16 protein-coding genes are annotated in these 16,587 nt (G+C 62.9%); 10 read left to right on the top strand and 6 right to left on the bottom strand.

Going from position 1 to position 16,587, the window contains the following annotated elements; all coding sequences use genetic code 11:
* The 3 genes from LOKVESSMR4R_RS09595 to LOKVESSMR4R_RS09585 form a co-directional block, all read right to left on the bottom strand.
* A complete protein-coding gene (locus LOKVESSMR4R_RS09595; protein WP_087207883.1) occupies window positions 1–1,608 on the bottom strand; it encodes an ABC transporter permease in 1,608 nt (535 codons plus the stop codon).
* Between the two features lie 126 nt (window positions 1,609–1,734).
* On the bottom strand, window positions 1,735–2,850 hold the full coding sequence (locus LOKVESSMR4R_RS09590) for an extracellular solute-binding protein (RefSeq protein WP_087207881.1): 1,116 nt from the start codon (window positions 2,848–2,850) through the stop codon (window positions 1,735–1,737).
* Window positions 2,851–2,930: 80 nt separating this feature from the next.
* The gene (locus LOKVESSMR4R_RS09585; protein ID WP_087212958.1) at window positions 2,931–4,031 is read right to left on the bottom strand and encodes an ABC transporter ATP-binding protein; all 1,101 of its coding nucleotides are present in this window, start codon (window positions 4,029–4,031) and stop codon (window positions 2,931–2,933) included.
* A gap of 508 nt (window positions 4,032–4,539) precedes the next feature.
* Between LOKVESSMR4R_RS09585 and LOKVESSMR4R_RS09575 the strand changes: the two genes are divergently transcribed.
* The 4 genes from LOKVESSMR4R_RS09575 to LOKVESSMR4R_RS09560 all read left to right on the top strand — a co-directional run bounded on the left by LOKVESSMR4R_RS09575 (window position 4,540) and on the right by LOKVESSMR4R_RS09560 (window position 8,193).
* Complete coding sequence (locus LOKVESSMR4R_RS09575) at window positions 4,540–5,226, top strand: fumarylacetoacetate hydrolase family protein (protein WP_087207877.1); 687 nt, start codon at window positions 4,540–4,542, stop codon at window positions 5,224–5,226.
* A gap of 67 nt (window positions 5,227–5,293) precedes the next feature.
* Window positions 5,294–6,322, top strand: coding sequence for a TRAP transporter substrate-binding protein (locus LOKVESSMR4R_RS09570; RefSeq protein ID WP_087212955.1), 1,029 nt, complete (start codon window positions 5,294–5,296; stop codon window positions 6,320–6,322).
* A 33-nt stretch (window positions 6,323–6,355) separates the two neighbouring features.
* Window positions 6,356–6,886, top strand: a complete 531-nt coding sequence (locus tag LOKVESSMR4R_RS09565; RefSeq protein WP_087207875.1) for a TRAP transporter small permease — start codon at window positions 6,356–6,358, stop codon at window positions 6,884–6,886.
* On the top strand, window positions 6,883–8,193 hold the full coding sequence (locus LOKVESSMR4R_RS09560; RefSeq protein ID WP_087207872.1) for a TRAP transporter large permease: 1,311 nt from the start codon (window positions 6,883–6,885) through the stop codon (window positions 8,191–8,193). The genes LOKVESSMR4R_RS09565 and LOKVESSMR4R_RS09560 overlap by 4 nt, the downstream gene beginning before the upstream one ends.
* 45 nt (window positions 8,194–8,238) lie before the next feature.
* Here the strand turns inward: LOKVESSMR4R_RS09560 and LOKVESSMR4R_RS09555 are convergent, their stop codons facing one another.
* Together LOKVESSMR4R_RS09555 and LOKVESSMR4R_RS09550 are read right to left on the bottom strand one after the other, a co-directional pair.
* Window positions 8,239–9,870, bottom strand: coding sequence for an alpha-D-glucose phosphate-specific phosphoglucomutase (locus LOKVESSMR4R_RS09555; protein WP_087207870.1), 1,632 nt, complete (start codon window positions 9,868–9,870; stop codon window positions 8,239–8,241).
* A gap of 20 nt (window positions 9,871–9,890) precedes the next feature.
* On the bottom strand, window positions 9,891–10,529 hold the full coding sequence (locus LOKVESSMR4R_RS09550; RefSeq protein ID WP_087212952.1) for a sugar transporter: 639 nt from the start codon (window positions 10,527–10,529) through the stop codon (window positions 9,891–9,893).
* Window positions 10,530–10,698: 169 nt separating this feature from the next.
* Here LOKVESSMR4R_RS09550 and LOKVESSMR4R_RS09545 point away from each other — a divergent pair, with 169 nt between their 5' ends.
* From LOKVESSMR4R_RS09545 to LOKVESSMR4R_RS09535, 3 genes are all read left to right on the top strand, one after another.
* Window positions 10,699–11,916, top strand: a complete 1,218-nt coding sequence (locus tag LOKVESSMR4R_RS09545) for a TsoY family (seleno)protein (RefSeq protein ID WP_087207868.1) — start codon at window positions 10,699–10,701, stop codon at window positions 11,914–11,916.
* Window positions 11,917–12,095: 179 nt separating this feature from the next.
* Entirely contained in the window at window positions 12,096–13,412 is a 1,317-nt protein-coding gene (locus LOKVESSMR4R_RS09540; RefSeq protein ID WP_335673960.1) for an NAD(P)/FAD-dependent oxidoreductase, read from the top strand.
* Window positions 13,413–13,424: 12 nt separating this feature from the next.
* Window positions 13,425–13,778, top strand: a complete 354-nt coding sequence (locus LOKVESSMR4R_RS09535) for a DUF5368 domain-containing protein (RefSeq protein ID WP_087207866.1) — start codon at window positions 13,425–13,427, stop codon at window positions 13,776–13,778.
* 52 nt (window positions 13,779–13,830) lie between these two features.
* On the opposite strand, the gene LOKVESSMR4R_RS09530 is transcribed toward LOKVESSMR4R_RS09535, so the two are convergent.
* Window positions 13,831–14,226 carry a RidA family protein gene (locus tag LOKVESSMR4R_RS09530; RefSeq protein WP_087207864.1) on the bottom strand — a complete coding sequence of 132 codons (396 nt, stop codon included), beginning with the start codon at window positions 14,224–14,226 and terminating at the stop codon, window positions 13,831–13,833.
* A gap of 89 nt (window positions 14,227–14,315) precedes the next feature.
* Between LOKVESSMR4R_RS09530 and LOKVESSMR4R_RS09525 the strand changes: the two genes are divergently transcribed.
* The 3 genes from LOKVESSMR4R_RS09525 to LOKVESSMR4R_RS09515 are packed head-to-tail and all read left to right on the top strand — an operon-like array spanning window position 14,316 to window position 16,527.
* Window positions 14,316–15,035, top strand: coding sequence for a helix-turn-helix transcriptional regulator (locus LOKVESSMR4R_RS09525; RefSeq protein ID WP_087207862.1), 720 nt, complete (start codon window positions 14,316–14,318; stop codon window positions 15,033–15,035).
* Window positions 15,036–15,073: 38 nt separating this feature from the next.
* Window positions 15,074–15,370: an ArsR/SmtB family transcription factor gene (locus LOKVESSMR4R_RS09520; RefSeq protein WP_087207861.1), complete on the top strand. Its 297-nt coding sequence runs from the start codon at window positions 15,074–15,076 to the stop codon at window positions 15,368–15,370.
* Window positions 15,367–16,527: an MFS transporter gene (locus LOKVESSMR4R_RS09515; protein WP_087207859.1), complete on the top strand. Its 1,161-nt coding sequence runs from the start codon at window positions 15,367–15,369 to the stop codon at window positions 16,525–16,527. The genes LOKVESSMR4R_RS09520 and LOKVESSMR4R_RS09515 overlap by 4 nt, the downstream gene beginning before the upstream one ends.
* Window positions 16,528–16,587 lie beyond the last annotated feature (60 nt).

Below are 16,587 nucleotides of genomic sequence, written 5' to 3'. Positions count from 1 at the left end.
TTATCCTCCGAGTTTCACGTTGTCGATACCGACGATCCGGTCATAGGCCCAATAAAGCGCCAGCACGACGACCAGCAGGATCGTCCCCAGCGCCGCCGCCAGCCCCCAGTTCAGCGAGCTGGAAATATGATAGGCGATCCGGTTAGAGATAAAGATCCCCGAAGTGCCGCCCACGATTTCCGGCGTGATGTAATAGCCGATCGACAGGATGAATACGAGGATCGACCCCGCCCCGATGCCGGGCACCGATTGCGGGAAATAGACCCGCCAGAACGCGGTCCAATTCGTGGCCCCCAGTGACTTTGCCGCGCGCAGATAGCTGGGCGGGATCGTCTTCATCACCGAATAAAGCGGCAGGATCATGAAAGGCAGCAGGATATGCGTCATCGCGATGATCGTGCCGGTGGCATTATTGATCATGGTCAGGCGGCTTTCATCGGCGACCAGCCCGACCCAGACCAGCAGGTCGTTGATCACCCCTTGCTGTTGCAGCAACACTTTCCAGGCCGATGTGCGCACCAGCAGCGAGGTCCAGAACGGCAGCAGCACCAGGATCAGCATCAGGTTCGCCTGCCGCGATGGCAGGTTGGCCAGCATCCAGGCGACCGGATAGCCCAGCAGGATACAGGACACCATGATCGTCAGCGACATGATCAGCGTGCGGATGAACAATCTGACATAGATCTGCTGGTTTTCAGGCGCGCTCTGGATGCCTTCGGGGGTTTGTTTCAGATCGACAGCATTCAGGAAATAGCTGGCCGTATAGGCCGGGCTATAGGTCTGGATGACCTGCCAGGTTTGGGTCTCGCCCCAGCCGCGATCGCTGTCGACAAAGGCCGCGCGGATATCGGGGGCCGCGAAACCGGCGACGGCGGCACCTGCGGCGGCCAGCATGTCATTGGGGGCGGCGCCGGCGATCCGGGGCGCGGGATCGGCAAGCAGATCCTCGTAAAGCGCGATATAGACCACGTTCCAAGGCTGTTCCTCGGTCGGGCTGTCATTATTGGTCTGCTGCGTGACGCGGGCGAAATCGGCATAGACATCCGCGCTGCGGGGCAGGGCGGCGCGCGCCGATTCCGAGACGATGAACGCAGGCTCTGTTGCGGCCCCGGCGCGCGCGGCGATCCAGTCAGGATCCGCCATCAGCGCCACCCAGGTGGCGGGGTCGGCCCATGCGGGGTCAAGTGCGGTGAATTGCGCGGTCAGATCTTCGCCCATGTCTTCGACATCGCGGCCTGAGCGGCGGAATTGCGAGGAAATCCCTGCGGTTTCGTAATTGAGGCGCGATCCAAGGCGGGTGTGGATCCGCTCTTCGACCGCCACCATCATATCGGCGGCAAAAGCGCGGAACACGTCTTCATCAGGCAGCTGATCGGCCGCGGCATCCCAATCGGCCAGCGCATCAACCGTGCGCGGGATCGTGTCGCTGACAATCTGGTTTTCGACCGAGCGGAACAGCATTTGTCCAATCGGGATAACAAAGGTGATCAGGATGAACAGCAATAGCGGCGCGATCAGCAGCAGCGCGCGCAGTTTCTGGCGGCGCAATGCACGGTTCAGGCTGGATTTGAGCGTGCGGCCATCGGCGGCCATCATCTGTTCTGCCATGGGACGGGACCTTTGGTTGGGGGCGTAAGGCGGGGTCAACCCCGCCCTACCTTTGGGCACGACCGCTACGGCCGGCCTTTGTGTCAGGCATGGGGCGGGGGTTTCCCCGCCCCTGCCATCAGCGCTTTATTGTGCCAGCCAGGCCTGGAAACGTGCATCCAGGTCGTCGCGGTAATCCGCCCACCACATGTAATTCTGCACGAAGGCATTGGATGAGTTTGCCGGATCGGTTGGCATATGTGGTGCCATGTCGATGCCCAATGTCGCATGGGTGGATACCAGCGGTGCCGAAGAGGCGCGTGCCGGGCCGTAAGAGATGAACTTGGCCTGATCCGCCAGACGCTGAGTGTCTGTCGCGAAGTAGACGAAATCCAGCACGCGGGCCAGACGGTCCTCGGGCAGACCGGCGGGGATGATCCAGCCGTCAAGGTCATAGACCTGTGCGTCCCAGAGCATTTCCAGCGGCTGGTCCTGTTCCACGATCGCCGAGAAGAAACGGCCATTGTAGGACGAGCCCATCACGGCTTCGCCATCGGCCAGCGACTGGATGCTTTCGGCGGCAGAGGTCCACCAGATCGTGCTGTCCTTGATCGTGTCCAGCTTGGCAAAGGCGCGGTCCTGGCCTTCGGTGGTTTCCAGCGTGTCATAGACCTCTGCGAAAGGCACGCCATCACAGATCAGCGCCCATTCAAGGTTATCAAGCGGCACACGCTGCAGGGTCCGTGTTCCTGGGAAATTTTCCAGATCGAACAAGGCGCAGATATCGGATGGTGTCGCGCCATTCCAGGCGGCCACATCGGTGCGATAGGCGTTCGTGGTCGAATAGGCGATCTGCGGAATGAAGCAATCCGAGATGATCAGGTCGCCGAAATCCTCGCTTGCGGGTGTGCCATCGGGGGCAGCCGCCAGGATCGCGTCATGATCGACTTCCATCGCCAAACCTTCGTCGCACAGGCGCATCGCATCAGCGGCCACGACATCGACCAGGTCCCAGGTCAGGTTGCCGGCCTCGTCCATGGCGCGCAGTTTTGCCACGGCCTCGGGCGAGCTTTCGTCCCAAGATGCACGCACATCGGGGTTGGCGGCCAGATAGGGTTGCAGATAGGCATTGTCCTGGCTGGCTTGATAGGCGCCGCCCCAGCTGACGATGGTCATGTCATTGGCCATATGGCCATCGGCAAAGGCGGTGGTTCCGGCCAGCGTCAGCGCTGTCGTTGCCATCATTGCTTTGGTCAATTTCATTTTTTAAACTCCCGTTGTCACGCCCGGTTCGTCTTGTCATGAGGGCCACCCACCGGGCGGCGGTGGCCCTGCAAAAGCCGTCACGCGTCGAGCGCGCGGCAATCCTGTGCCAGCCAGCCGATGTCGATCTGGGTGCCGGGGGTCAGCCGGACCTGATCGGGGGCGTTGCGGGTCTTGATCACGAAATCATCCATGCCGGCGACCCGCAGGCGGGTGCGGAAAATGTCACCCATATAGATGAATTCCAGCACTTCGGCCTTGAGCGTATGCGCCCCGGGCTGCAGGCGGGTCTTGTCGATCTCGACGCGTTCGGGACGGATCGACACTTTGGTGCGATCCCCCACGGCACCGACATTGACGGGCATCGCATCGATCACATCGCCGCTGTCCAGCCGCACGGTGCAGCGGGCGTCCGAAATCTCTTGGACGACGCCGGTCATGGTGTTGTTCTCGCCGATGAACTGCGCCACGAAACTGTTTTGCGGGCGTTCATACAGATCGTCAGGCGTGGCCAATTGCTGGATCCGGCCATCGTTGAACACGGCCACACGGTCCGACATGGTCAGCGCCTCGGTCTGGTCATGGGTGACATAGACCACGGTGATGCCCAGCTGATGCGCCAGATTGGTGATCTCGAATTGCAGGGTTTCGCGCAATTGCTTGTCCAGCGCGCCCAGCGGTTCATCCATCAGCACCAGTTCCGGCTCGAAGACCAGCGCGCGGGCCAGGGCGACGCGCTGCTGTTGTCCGCCGGACATCTGCGCGGGGCGGCGGGCGGCGAAATCGCCCATCTGCACCATATCCAGCGCGCGTTTGACCTTTGCCTCGCGTTCGGATTTGCCCATTTTGCGCACTTCGAGCGGGAAGGACAGGTTTTCCCCCACCGTCATATGCGGAAAAAGCGCGTAATTCTGGAACACCATGCCGATCCCGCGCTTATGGGGGGGGATATTGTTCACCGAGACACCATCGAGCCGGATATCGCCATGCGTTGCGGTTTCGAATCCGGCGAGCATCATCAGGCAGGTCGTCTTGCCCGATCCCGACGGGCCAAGCAGGGTCAGAAATTCACCCTTGGGTATCGTCAGATTCAAATCTTTGACGACCAATGTCTCGCCGTCATAACTTTTTTGCACGCGTTCGAACGCGACGAAAGCTTCGTCGTTCTTGACTTGTTGCAATCCCAAACCTCCCCGGTTTTGGCTATTTATTTTCACTAACTAAAACGCCGCAAGCCCCGAGATGCAACGCGAAAGGGCCCCTTTTCGCGACAAAACCGACATGTTGCGCAAACAGACCCAAAAAGCGCAATGATTATGCGTCATGGCCGGGCATCCGGCAATTTGTGAAAAGCGTATGCCGGGTTTGTCCGGGCGGCTGTCGGGCATGTCGCGGGCTGGATCGGATCGGCCTGCGCTGATCGCGGTGTGAAAATGGGCGGAACCGGTGTTTTGCCCTGCGCTCTTTGGGCTGCCTGCGTCTGCGACGCAGTGGCGGCCTCCGGCGGGGATATTGAGGCTCGAAAGATGATGCGGGTGATCGCCAAGGGGGGCGCGATAATTGGGCGGGGCGGTAATCGGGATTATTGCGTCGCGCAGCATTGCCTTTTTACCGTCAAAAGAGTGATCCTGTCCCGGCGGTGGCAGGTCTTTGCGCGCCGCAGCACTTTATTGCCAATTTGAGAGAATCATGACCGAAACCCTGTTTCCGCCGCGCCCTGCACCTGTCGTTCCCGTGACGGGGGCTGCGGGTTTTCCGGTGGCCCGCATCTTTTGCGTGGGCCGCAATTACGCCGCCCATGCCGCCGAAATGGGCCATGAGGTTGACCGCGAGGCGCCATTCTATTTCACCAAATCCGCCCATGCCCTGCTGCAGTCGGGCCAGGATATGCCCTATCCGCCGCGCACCGAAGATCTGCATCATGAAATGGAATTGGTCGTGGCGATCGGTGCGCAGGCGCGCGACATCGCGCTGGCCGATGCGCTGGAGGTCGTGCTGGGCTATGGCTGCGGGCTGGATATGACCCGCCGCGATCTGCAGGCCGCCGCCAAGGACAAGCGCCGCCCCTGGGACACCGGCAAGGATTTCGACAATGCCGCGATCATCGCGCCGATCACCCCTGCGGCTGATGTGCCGGCGCTGGCCAGCCTGCCGATCACGCTGTCGGTCAATGGTGCGGTCCGCCAAAGCGCGCATCTGTCCGATATGATCTGGTCGGTGCCCGAGATCATCGCGGATCTGTCCACGCTTTACACGCTTTTGCCCGGTGATCTGATCATGACCGGCACGCCGGCCGGTGTTGGCCCGGTGCGGCGCGGCGATCTGATGGAAGGCCGCATCGGTGATCTGGCCCCCGTTGTCGCGCGGGTGGTGTGACGTCATTGCGCTTGCGCCGCAGCAAGGCTTGACGCAAAGCTGCGCCAAGGTTTTCAGGGAGGCTTTCATGACCATTACCCGCCGTCTTTTCGCTGGCCTTGCCGCTGCCGCCATCGGCGCGGCCGCCAGCGCGCAAGAGGTGACGCTGCGCCTGCATCAATTCCTGCCCGCGCAGGCCAATGTCCCCGCCAATATCCTCGATGTCTGGGCTGACAGGGTCGAGGCTGACAGCAACGGCCGTATCAAGATCGACCGGTTTCCGTCGATGCAATTGGGCGGCACGCCGCCGCAGCTGATCGATCAGGTGATCGACGGTGTCGCCGATATCGTCTGGACGCTGCCGGGCTATACGCCGGGCCGTTTCCCGCAGCTTGAGGTCTTTGAGCTGCCTTTCATCTCGCCCGATGCCGAAGCCACATCGCGTGCCTTTTGGGACCTGGCCGAGGAACGGATGATGGAGAGCGATTTCGCCGCTTTCAAACCCCTTGGCCTTTGGGTGCATGGTCCCGGCGTGATCCATGCCAACCGCCCCGTGGCCGCGATTGCGGATCTTGAAGGGCTGAAATTGCGCGGCCCGACCCGGGTCATCACCAACCTGCTGACCGATCTGGGCGCCACCGCTGTCGGCATGCCGGTGCCTGCCGTCCCCGAGGCCCTGTCGCGCGGCGTGATCGATGGTGCGGTCATCCCGTGGGAAGTCGCCCCCTCGATCCGGGTGCAGGAATTGGTCACCAACCACACCGAATTCGCCGGTGAGGCGCTTTATGCCGCGACCTTTATTCTGGCGATGAATACGAATAGTTACAACGCTTTGACGGATGATCTGAAGGCGGTGATCGACGCCAATTCCGGCCTTGAGTTTTCCGCTTTCGCCGGACGCACCCAACAGGCGGGTGATGCGGATGCCCGCGCCCTGGCCGCAGCGGCGGGCAATCTTATCATCACCCTGACGCCCGAACAGACCGCCCCCTGGCGCGATGCGGCTGCCGCCACAACCGCCGCCTGGATTGCCGAGGCTGACGCCGCAGGCATTGACGGCACCGGGCTTTATACGGCGGCGACTGCCTTGATTGCCAAGCACGCAGGCACCGACTAGACAGCGGGGGCGTTTTCACCGCGGGGGTGTCTCTTGTTTCATCTGCTGATTACCCGGCTGGCCCAGGGCAGCGCGCTTTTGGGCGGGCTTGTGCTGATCGGGCTGGTCTGCCTTGTCTGTGCCAGTATCCTGGGGCGCGAAACCGGCGCGCTGGCGATTGCGGCGGGCTTTGGTGATCTGGTGCGCGGCGCCGGGATTGGCCCTGTCACGGGGGATTATGAATTGGTCGAGGCGGGGATGGCCTTTGCCGTCTTCAGCTTTTTGCCGCTGACACAACTGACCGGGGCCCATGCGCGGGTCGATATCTTTACCGCCGGGCTGGGGCCGCGCGCCAATGCGGCGCTGTCCGCTTTCTGGGCGGTGGTGATGGCGCTGGTGATCTTGCTGATCACATGGCGGCTGGCTGCGGGGTTGCAAGACAAGCTGCGCTACGGCGAGACCACGTTCTTGTTGCAATTCCCGGTCTGGTGGGCCTATGCGGCCTGCCTTGTGGCGGCCTGCATCGCCTGTATCGTCAGCCTCTATTGCGCAGCGCTGAGCCTGACCGGAAAGCGCGCGGAATGAGCGATCTTGCCCTGGGCTTTCTGTCCTTTCCGGTCCTGCTGGGGCTGATCTTTCTGCGCGCGCCGATCGGGCTTGCCATGCTGATCTGCGGGATCGGCGGGCTGTGGCTGGCGACAGATGGGACGATGGTCTTCATGGCGCGGCTGAAATCCGAAACCTATTCGACCTTTTCCAGCTATAGCCTGTCGATCATCCCGCTGTTTTTGCTGATGGGGCAATTCGCCAGCCATTCGGGGATGTCGCAGGCCCTGTTTCGCGCGGCAGGGGCGTTTCTGGGGCATCGCAAAGGCGGGATGGCCATGGCCGCCGTCGGGGCCTGCGCGGGGTTCGGCGCGATCTGCGGCTCGTCGCTGGCAACGGCGGCAACCATGAGCAAAGTGGCGCTGCCCGAATTGCGCCGGTCGGGCTATGCGGGCGGGTTCGCCACGGCAACGCTGGCGGCGGGGGGGACGCTGGGCATCCTGATCCCGCCTTCGGTGATCCTGGTGATCTATGCGATCCTGACCGAACAGAATATCGCCAAGCTTTTCGCCGCAGCCATCATTCCGGGGCTGCTGGCGGCTTTGGGCTATATGCTGACCATCGCGATCTATGTGCGCATCTATCCCGATCAGGCCGGCACACAAGACCGGATGCCGATGCGCGACCGCTTGCAGGCGCTGCTGCCGGTCTGGCCGGTGCTGTTGGTCTTCGGGCTGGTAGTGGGCGGGATCTACAATGGCTGGTTCACGCCCACCGAAGGGGCGGCGGTCGGCGCGGCCGGGACGGGGCTGATCGCGCTGGCGGCGGGCAGGCTCGGCTGGGGGGCGCTGCGCGACAGCCTGCTGCAAACCGCGACCGGCACCGGGATGATCTTTTTCATCGTGCTGGGGGCAGGCTTCTACAACGGCTTTCTGGCGCTGACGCAAGTGCCACAAGAACTCTCGGCCTGGGTCGCAGGGCAGGGGTTCAGCCCGATGATGATCATGCTGATGATCCTGGTCTTTTATCTGATCCTGGGCTGTTTGATGGACAGCCTGTCGATGATCCTGCTGACGGTGCCGATCTTCTGGCCGGTGGTCGCGACGCTCGATTTCGGCATGACGCCCGATCAGCTGGCGATCTGGTTCGGCATCCTGGTGCTGATCGTGGTCGAGGTCGGTCTGATCACGCCGCCTGTGGGGATGAATCTCTTCATCATCAACAGCATGGACCGGACCACGAAAATCACCGCGACCTATCGCGCCGTGCTGTTCTTCGTGGCTTCCGACATCATCCGCGTCGTGATCCTGCTGATCTTCCCGATCATCACCCTAATCCTGATCTAGCCCATCTTCCGAGCCCAAATATCCCCGCCGGAGGCATAAAAGTTTTTACGTCCTCACATCCGGCGCTGACCGTCCCGTCCGCGCCGTAATCCCCGCGACAGCATCGACCGCTGCCGCCAGCGGGGCCAGCACGTCGCCTGCATCATGATGCAGGTCACCGGGCGCTGTGACCAGCTGTTCAAGATAGATGCGCAAGGTCGCGCCGCTGGTGCCGGTGCCGGACAGGCGCAGGACCGCGCGCGCGCCATCCGCGAAACAAAGACGCAGGCCCTGGCCGGTGCTCAGGCTGCCATCGACAGGATCGGCATAGGCGAAATCATCGGCTTGCGTCACCCGCAGCCCTGCAAAGCGCTGGCCCGGCAAGCTGTCCAGCCGCGCGCGCAGATCCGCCATCAGCTGATCGGCGACAGCGCTATCCACATCCTCGTAATCATGGCGCGTATAATAATTGCGCCCATAGCGCTGCCAATGCGCGGCCATCAGATCGGCCACCGATTGTCCGGACACGGCGATGATGTTCAACCACATCAGCACCGCCCAGAGCCCGTCCTTTTCGCGGATATGGTCCGATCCGGTGCCGGCACTTTCTTCGCCACACAGCGTGATCTGCCCGGCATCCAGCAGATTGCCGAAATATTTCCAGCCCGTCGGCGTCTCGTGGCAGGCGATGCCCTTGGCCGCCGCCACCCGGTCCACCGCGCCCGAGGTCGGCATCGACCGCGCCACCCCCGCCAGCCCGACCCGATAGGCTTTGGCCAGATGCGCGCGATCCGCGATCAGCGCCAGGCTGTCAGAGGGCGTCACATAACAGCCGCGCCCGACAATCATGTTGCGATCCCCGTCGCCATCGCTTGCCGCGCCGAAATCCGGCGCATCAGGCCCCATCATCAGCCCCATCAGATCCGCCGCCCAGATCGGGTTGGGATCGGGATGGCCGCCGCCGAAATCGGGCAGAGGTGTTGCGTTCATCACGCTCTCGGGGCTGGCGCCGCAGCGATCCACCAGCAGCGCGCGCGCATAGGGGCCGGTGATGGCATGCATCGCATCGAACCGCAGCGTAAAGCCGCCCGCGATCAGCGCGGCAATGGCGTCAAGATCGAACAATTCTTCCATCAGCGCCAGATAATCATCCACAGGGTCGATCACGCGGACCTGCATCGCGCCGAGTGTCACCTCGCCCAAAGCATCCAGCGTGATATCGGCGCTGTCGGCGATGCGGATACGGCTGATCTTTTCGCTGGCCGCAACGATGGCGGCGGTCACGCCTTCGGTCGCGGGCCCGCCATTGGCCATATTGTATTTGAGGCCGAAATCAGCCTCGATCCCGCCCGGATTATGGCTGGCCGACAGGATGAAACCGCCATCCGCGCCGGTCTTGCGGATCAGATGCGAGGCGGCGGGCGTGGATAACAGCCCGCCTTGCCCAAGGATCACCCGTGCTGCGCCATTGCCCGCCAGAATGCGCAGGATGATCTGGATCGCGGCGGCGTTGAAATAGCGCCCGTCGCCGCCCAGCACATAGGTTTTGCCCGCCGCACCGCCGGTGCCGTCGACAATGGCCTGCACATAATTTTCCAAAAACAGCGGCGCCATGAAGGCGCGGGTCTTGCGCCGCAGGCCCGAAGTGCCTGCCCTCTGCCCCGAAATGGGCGCTGTCGCAATCTCGCGGATGTGCATTTGATACCTCTTGGCGGGGGTCAGACCCGCGCTTGCTGTCCGTCAAAGGTGAAATCGCAGGGCAGGGCCTTTGCGATGACATGCTGGGCATTGGGAATGTCATTGCTCTCGGCCCGCCGGGTGGCGGCGGCGCGCGACAGGTTCTGGCTCAGCCAGCGCTGGATCAGCCGCGCGCGCAATTCCGGCAGCGGCACGTCCAGCCGCACCGAGACATCCCAAAGACCGGCAAGATCGGCCCAGGGGGCCTGGTCGAACATCAGGTAATTGCCCTCGACGATCACGAAAGGGGCCTGGGCGGGGACGGCAATTGCCCCTGCGACCGACAGATCGCGCATCCGGTCAAAGCTGGGTGCGACGACATCCTCTTGCGCCTTGATCGCCCGGATCAGCCGGACAAAGCCCTGCGCGTCGAATGTATCGGGCGCGCCTTTGCGGGCCAGCAGGCTGCGCGCCTCCAGCAACGCATTATCCAGATGAAAGCCATCCATCGGCACCACGACGCTGCGTTTGCCGCGCGCGCCCAGCCTGCGCGCCAGTTCCGCCGCAAAGGTCGATTTGCCCGATCCCGGCGCGCCCGCAACCGCCACGATCAGGCGCGGCGCAGCGCGGCCCAGCAGCATATCGGCCAGATCATGGACGTGGCGTGTCACGATGGTCAAAGCTTTGCCTGTCGGTTCTTGGTGCATTTTTCCAAACCTAACGCGGTTGCCGCGACGGCGCGACCTGTTTCTTGCAACACTTTGCGGGCGGGATTGATCCAGATCAAAGAAACATTCCAAAAATGAAATGTATTGAGGGGCAGCGCAATTCAATATCGGAGATGTCATCATGACCACGACACGCACAAGACCAGCGGACAGCTATTCGCCGCTATACTTTCTGGCCTCGCTTGGGGCGGGTGGCTTGTCCGTCACCTTTTTCATGTATCTGATGTTCTGGGTGCCATTCTCGGGCCGCCCGGTGCCGGTGTTCGAGGATCTGGCGGCGGTTTTCGCCTCTGGCCCGCTGGCATTGCAGATCGCCGTGGCCATTGCCATGGCGGGGATCGCGGTGATGGCGTTTTTCAATATCAAGCTTTTGGTCTGGAACCTGGGCGCTTTGGCGCGGTTCCGCCAGACCCCGGCCTATGCCGCGCTGCGCGCCTCAAATGCGCAAAGCGCGCTGCTGGCCGCGCCGCTGGCTGTCGCGATGACGATCAACGGCTTGTTCATCGTCGGGCTGGTCTTTGTGCCGGGGCTGTGGAACGTGGTGGAATACCTGTTCCCCTTCGCGATGCTGGCCTTTCTGGCTGTGGGCATCTGGGCCTTGCGGCTGATCGGCGATTTTCTGGGCCGGGTGCTGTCGCAGCCCGAAGGGTTTGACATCAAGGCGCATAATTCCTTTGCGCAGATGCTGCCTGCCTTCGCGCTGGCCATGGTCGCTGTCGGCCTTGCCGCCCCCGCCGCAATGAGCGGCAATGCCGCCGTTGTCGGGATCGCGCTGATGCTGTCCAGCTTCTTTGGGGTGGCTGCCGTCGTCTATGCGATCTTTGCCGCCATCACCGGCATGTCCGCGATGCTGCAACATGGCACCGCGCGCGAGGCTGCGCCCACCTTGATGGTCGTCGTGCCTTTGCTGACCATTCTGGGCATCCTGTCGATGCGCCAATCGCATGGGCTGCATATGGGCTTTGACACGGTGACCCATGCGGCCGAGACGATGATGTTCATGGCGCGGATTCTGGCTGTGCAGGTGCTTTTCGTGCTGCTGGGCCTGCTGGTTTTGCGCAAGCAGGGCTATTTCAGCGATTTCGTGCTGGGCGGTAAAACCTCGCCCGGGTCCTATGCGCTGGTCTGTCCGGGGGTCGCCTTGTCGGTCATGATCCAGTTCTTCGTGAACAAGGGGCTGGTGGCCGCCGGTCTGATCGCCAAGTTCGGCATGGTTTATTGGAGCCTGACCGCCCTGGCCATCGCCGCGCAGATCCTGATGATCGCGCTGGTGATCCGGCTGAACCGGCAGCATTTCGGCCAGCCCGCCGCGACCGGCACGCTGGTGGCTGCCGCGTAACCAACCAAGCCCCGGCCCTGACGACAGGGCCGGGGCTTTGCCTTGTCCGGCGCTCGGACCTGCGCAAAGGCTTGATCCAGATCAACGTCCGGGCCGGTCGACCGCTGTATACATTTATATATTGTTATGTAGAAATGTTTATGGCAATCTGAACACAGCCAATTCAGGGAGGGATCGAGTTGGAAAACGAACGTCACATCACCGCGTCACGCCGCGCATTCATGGGGCTTTTCGCCGGTGGGCTGGCCACAGCCGCCGCCGTGCAGCCCGCCCGTGCGGCCATGGTGCAGACACAGGCCCGCATCGTCATCATCGGGGCGGGGGCTGCGGGGACAGCGCTTGTCAACCGGCTGGTCGAGCGGCTGGAAGGCGCGCAGATCACCATTCTGGACCCAAGGGTCGAACATTGGTACCAGCCTGGCCTGTCGCTGGTTGCCGCGGGGCTGAAACCCGCCTCTTATACCCAATCCATGACCACCGACTGGCTGCCGCGCGGGGTGACCCATGTCGCCGCTGCCGCCGCAGCCATCGACCCGATCACCAAGACCGTGGACACGACAACCGGCGAAACTCTGGCCTATGATTTCCTGGTCGTGGCCCCCGGTCTGGTGCTGGATCACGACGCGATCGAGGGATTCTCGCTTGATATGGTGGGGGCAAACGGGATCGGCGCGCTTTATGCCGGGCCGGAATATGCCGCCAAGACATGGTCCGCCGTGGCGCGTTTCGCCGAAGAAGGCGGCGTCGGTCTGGGCACGCGTCCGGCCACGGAAATGAAATGCGCCGGCGCGCCGCTGAAACATGCGTTTCTGGTCGATGATATCGCGATCCGCACCGCAGGGCGCGGCAAGCATGAAATGCATTATGCCGCCAATAACCAATCCTTGTTCGGCGTGCCGATTGTCGCGGAAAAACTGCGGATGCTGTTCGGCGAACGCCAGATCACAACGCATTACAACCATGTTTTGCGCGCCATTGATCCGGGCCGCAAGCGGGCGACCTTTACCACGCCCGATGGCGATGCCGAACTGCCCTATGATTACCTGCATGTCATCCCGCCCCAGCGCGCCCCCGAGGTGATCCGCCAATCGGGCCTCAGCTGGGCGGATAAATGGACCGATCAGGGCTGGGTCGAATGCGATATGCAGACCCTGCGCCATCTGCGTTACCCCGAGATTTTCGCGCTGGGCGATGTCGCCGGTGTGCCCAAGGGCAAGACCGCCGCATCCGTGAAATGGCAGGTTCCCGTGGTCGAGGATCATCTGGTCGCCGCCATTCAGGGCCGCGAAGGCACCGCCAGCTATACCGGCTATACCTCTTGCCCGCTGATCACCCGTGTCGGGCGCGCGATGCTGATCGAATTCGATTACAACAATAATCTGGTGCCCTCTTTCCCCGGCCTGATCGCTCCGCTCGAAGAATTGTGGATCAGCTGGCTGATGAAAGAAGTCGCCTTGAAAGCCACTTATAACGCCATGTTGCGTGGCAAAGCCTGAGGGAGAGAGCAAATGGAAGAACTGACATTCGGCACGATGATCGCCGTTTTCGAGGAAATGTTCGGCCGTGGCCTGTTCTGGGCCTTGGTCGTGGCGGCGGCGCTGGTCACGGGCTTTTATCTTTATGTGCTGATCCGCGACCGCGCCTTGTCGATGCGCAAGTTTCTGGTGGCGCAGATCGCTATGCCTTTTGGCGCGGTGGCGGCTGTCGTTTTCGTGTTGGCGATCACCAATTCGACCATGCGCGATCTGGGCGGGCCGGTGGACCTGATCGTCTTTCTCGGCATCGCGGTGATGGGCGCTGTGGGGGCGGCGATCCTTGTCTATGCGGTCCAATCGCTGGTCCGGCGCAAGCAGGCGGTCTGAGAACGAAGTCCCTGCCATGCGAAAGCGCGCATGGCAGGGTCTGTCGCGCCGGTCAGTCGGCGGCAGTCGCCTCGATCTCGATCATGAGCGTCGGGATCGCAAGGCGCGTGACACCCAGCAGGGTCATCGGCGGCGCGTTTCCGGTCGGGCCAAAGCGCGCGCCCAGCAGGTCGAAGTTCTGCAAGGCGGCATCGACGTCGGTTGCGTAAACGTTCAGGCGGATGACATTGCCCAAACCCATGCCTGCCTTGGCCAGCACGTTTTCCAGATTGTCGAGCGTCAGCCCGATCTGCCCCCGCATGTCGCCTGCGTGTTGTGGCGCACCCGTTGCGTTCACGGCCGTCTGACCTGCACAGACAAGGTGGCGGGATATCCCGGTGACGATCTCGCCCTGAGAGTAGCCTAGCGCGAGCGACCAGTCCCACGGGTTGACAGCGATGCGTTGCATTGTCGGTTTCTCCTTTTGTTGACATTTGCATCACCTCTTTGGGGTTAAATGGTGCCAAAATTTGTCACCAATCATGCTATGATCGCACCATGACCATCGTTCTTCGCCATGACGCCATCGTGCGCAGCTTGCGCCGCAACGGGATGCTGACTGTCGGCGCGCTCGCCAGCATGGTCGGTGCGTCACGGCGCACGATCCTGCGCGACCTTGCCGCCTTGCGCGCGCAGGGTTTCATCATTCACGCCGAGGCCGGGCCGGGGGGCGGTGTGCAGCTTGATCCCAGTTCGGTCCAGACCAGCCCGCGCCTGTCTGTGCCCGAAGTGTTCGCCCTGCTCATCAGCGTCGCGGCCATGCGGGCTGACGGAAACCTGCCTTTTGCAGCCCTTGCCGATGCTGGTCTTGCCAAGATCGAAAAGGCCCTGCCGCCCGAAAAGGTGCGCGACCTGCGCCGGTTTCTGGATTGCCTGCATGTCGGGAAACTGTCGCCGGAACAGGACCTGTCGGATGTGCGGCCGATTGCCCCCGCGGTGCTGCCCGCTTTCGAGACGGCCTTTTTGCAGCGCTCACCACTCCGCTTTCAGTACCGCGACGCGCAGGGTGTGAAGACCGCGCGCGAGGTCGAACCGCAGGCGGTGCTGATCCTGACACCGCTGTGGTATCTGGTCGCTTGGGACCCGGCGCGCGACGGATTTCGGCATTTCCGGATGGACCGGATCAGCCAGCCCGAGATCGTCGCAGGGCACACATTCCGCAAGCGTCATGTGCCATTCGCGGATGATGTCTGTCCCTATCGCGACTTGCTGAAATAAAATATTTATAAAACTAATTTTATAGGTATGTTGCCCGCATGGTTGATACGAATCCCCATGCCCGCGCGCTGGCGGCCCTTGGCCATGATGCCCGCCTGTCGATCTTTCGCCTGCTGGTGAAGGCCGGACATGACGGTCTGCGCGTCGGCGAGATTGGTGATCATCTGGGCATTGCACCCTCGACGCTGGCGCATCACCTGTCGAGCTTGGTCGATGCGGGGCTGGTGGTACAGGACAAGCAGGGGCGCGAGGTCTTTAACCATGTTGATTTCGCGGCGATGAACCGGCTGGTCGGGTTTCTGACAGCGCAATGTTGCGTCGGTGTCAGCCGGTGATTGCCAGATTGCCGGCCAGCAGCTGCGGCCTGACCATTGCAGCGCTTGGCACGTCCCAGACCGTGGGCTGGGCGTCCAGCTATTATATCCCCGCCGTGCTGGCCGTGCCGATGGCCGACAGCTTTGGCGTGTCGCCGGTCTGGGTCTTTGGCGCCTTTTCGATGGCGCTGGTGGTTTCGGCCATTGTCGGGCCTTGGGCGGGGGCGCGGATCGATGGCAAGGGCGGGCGCGGCGTGCTGATGCTGTCGAACCTTATCTTTGCGCTGGGGCTATGCCTGCTGGCGGCGGCACCGGTGCCGGGGATGCTCTATCTTGGCTGGGCCGTCGTGGGGTTCGGCATGGGGATCGGATTATACGAGGCCGGTTTCGCCACGCTGGCGGGCATCTATGGCAAGGATGCGCGCGGCGCGATCACCGGGATCACGCTGATCGCGGGCTTTGCCAGCACTGTGGGCTGGCCCTTGTCGGGGCTGATGCTGGCGACATGGGGCTGGCGCGAGGCCTGTCTGGGCTGGGCGCTGATCCATCTGACCCTGGCGCTGCCGCTGAACGCCTGGCTGCCGCGCGGCAGCGAATCCTTGCCCAAACCCGCCACGCCTGAACCCGCAGGCCCGCCACCATCGCGGCGCGTTTTGTGGCTTTTGGCCTTTGTCTTTGCCGCGACATGGTTCAATGCCACCGCCATGGCCGCGCATCTGCCGGGGCTGTTGCAGGCGGCGGGGGCCAGCACCGCTGTCGCCATCGCGGCCGGCGCGCTGATCGGGCCGGCACAAGTCGCGGCGCGGCTGCTGGAATTCGGCCTGTTGCAGCGGTTTCATCCGCTGGTTTCGACCCGGCTGGCGGCGGCGGCGCATCCGGTGGCGGCGGTGGCGCTGATCTCTGTCGGCGGACCGGCGGCCTATGTCTTTGCGCTGCTGCACGGGGCGGGCAACGGGATCATGACCATCGCCAAAGGCACCTTGCCGCTGTCGCTGTTCGGGGCGGCGGGTTACGGCCAGCGGCTGGGCTGGCTGAATGCGCCCGCGCGGATCAGCCAGGCGGCGGCACCGCTGATCTTTGGCGCGGCGCTGACAGGCTGGGGCGTCAATGCGGTCTGGCTGACGGCCACCATCGGGCTGGCCGCTTTGCTGGCGCTTTTGACCCTCAAGCGCAGCTGAACGTGACTTGACCTTCCGCAGCGCTGGCCCGATACCGGGGCATCGTCGCAAATGGCAGGG

The organism is Yoonia vestfoldensis, assembly GCF_002158905.1.
Lineage (GTDB): Bacteria > Pseudomonadota > Alphaproteobacteria > Rhodobacterales > Rhodobacteraceae > Yoonia > Yoonia vestfoldensis_B.
Note: the sequence above shows the minus strand (reverse complement) of the source record. Positions and strands in the feature narration are given on the sequence as shown.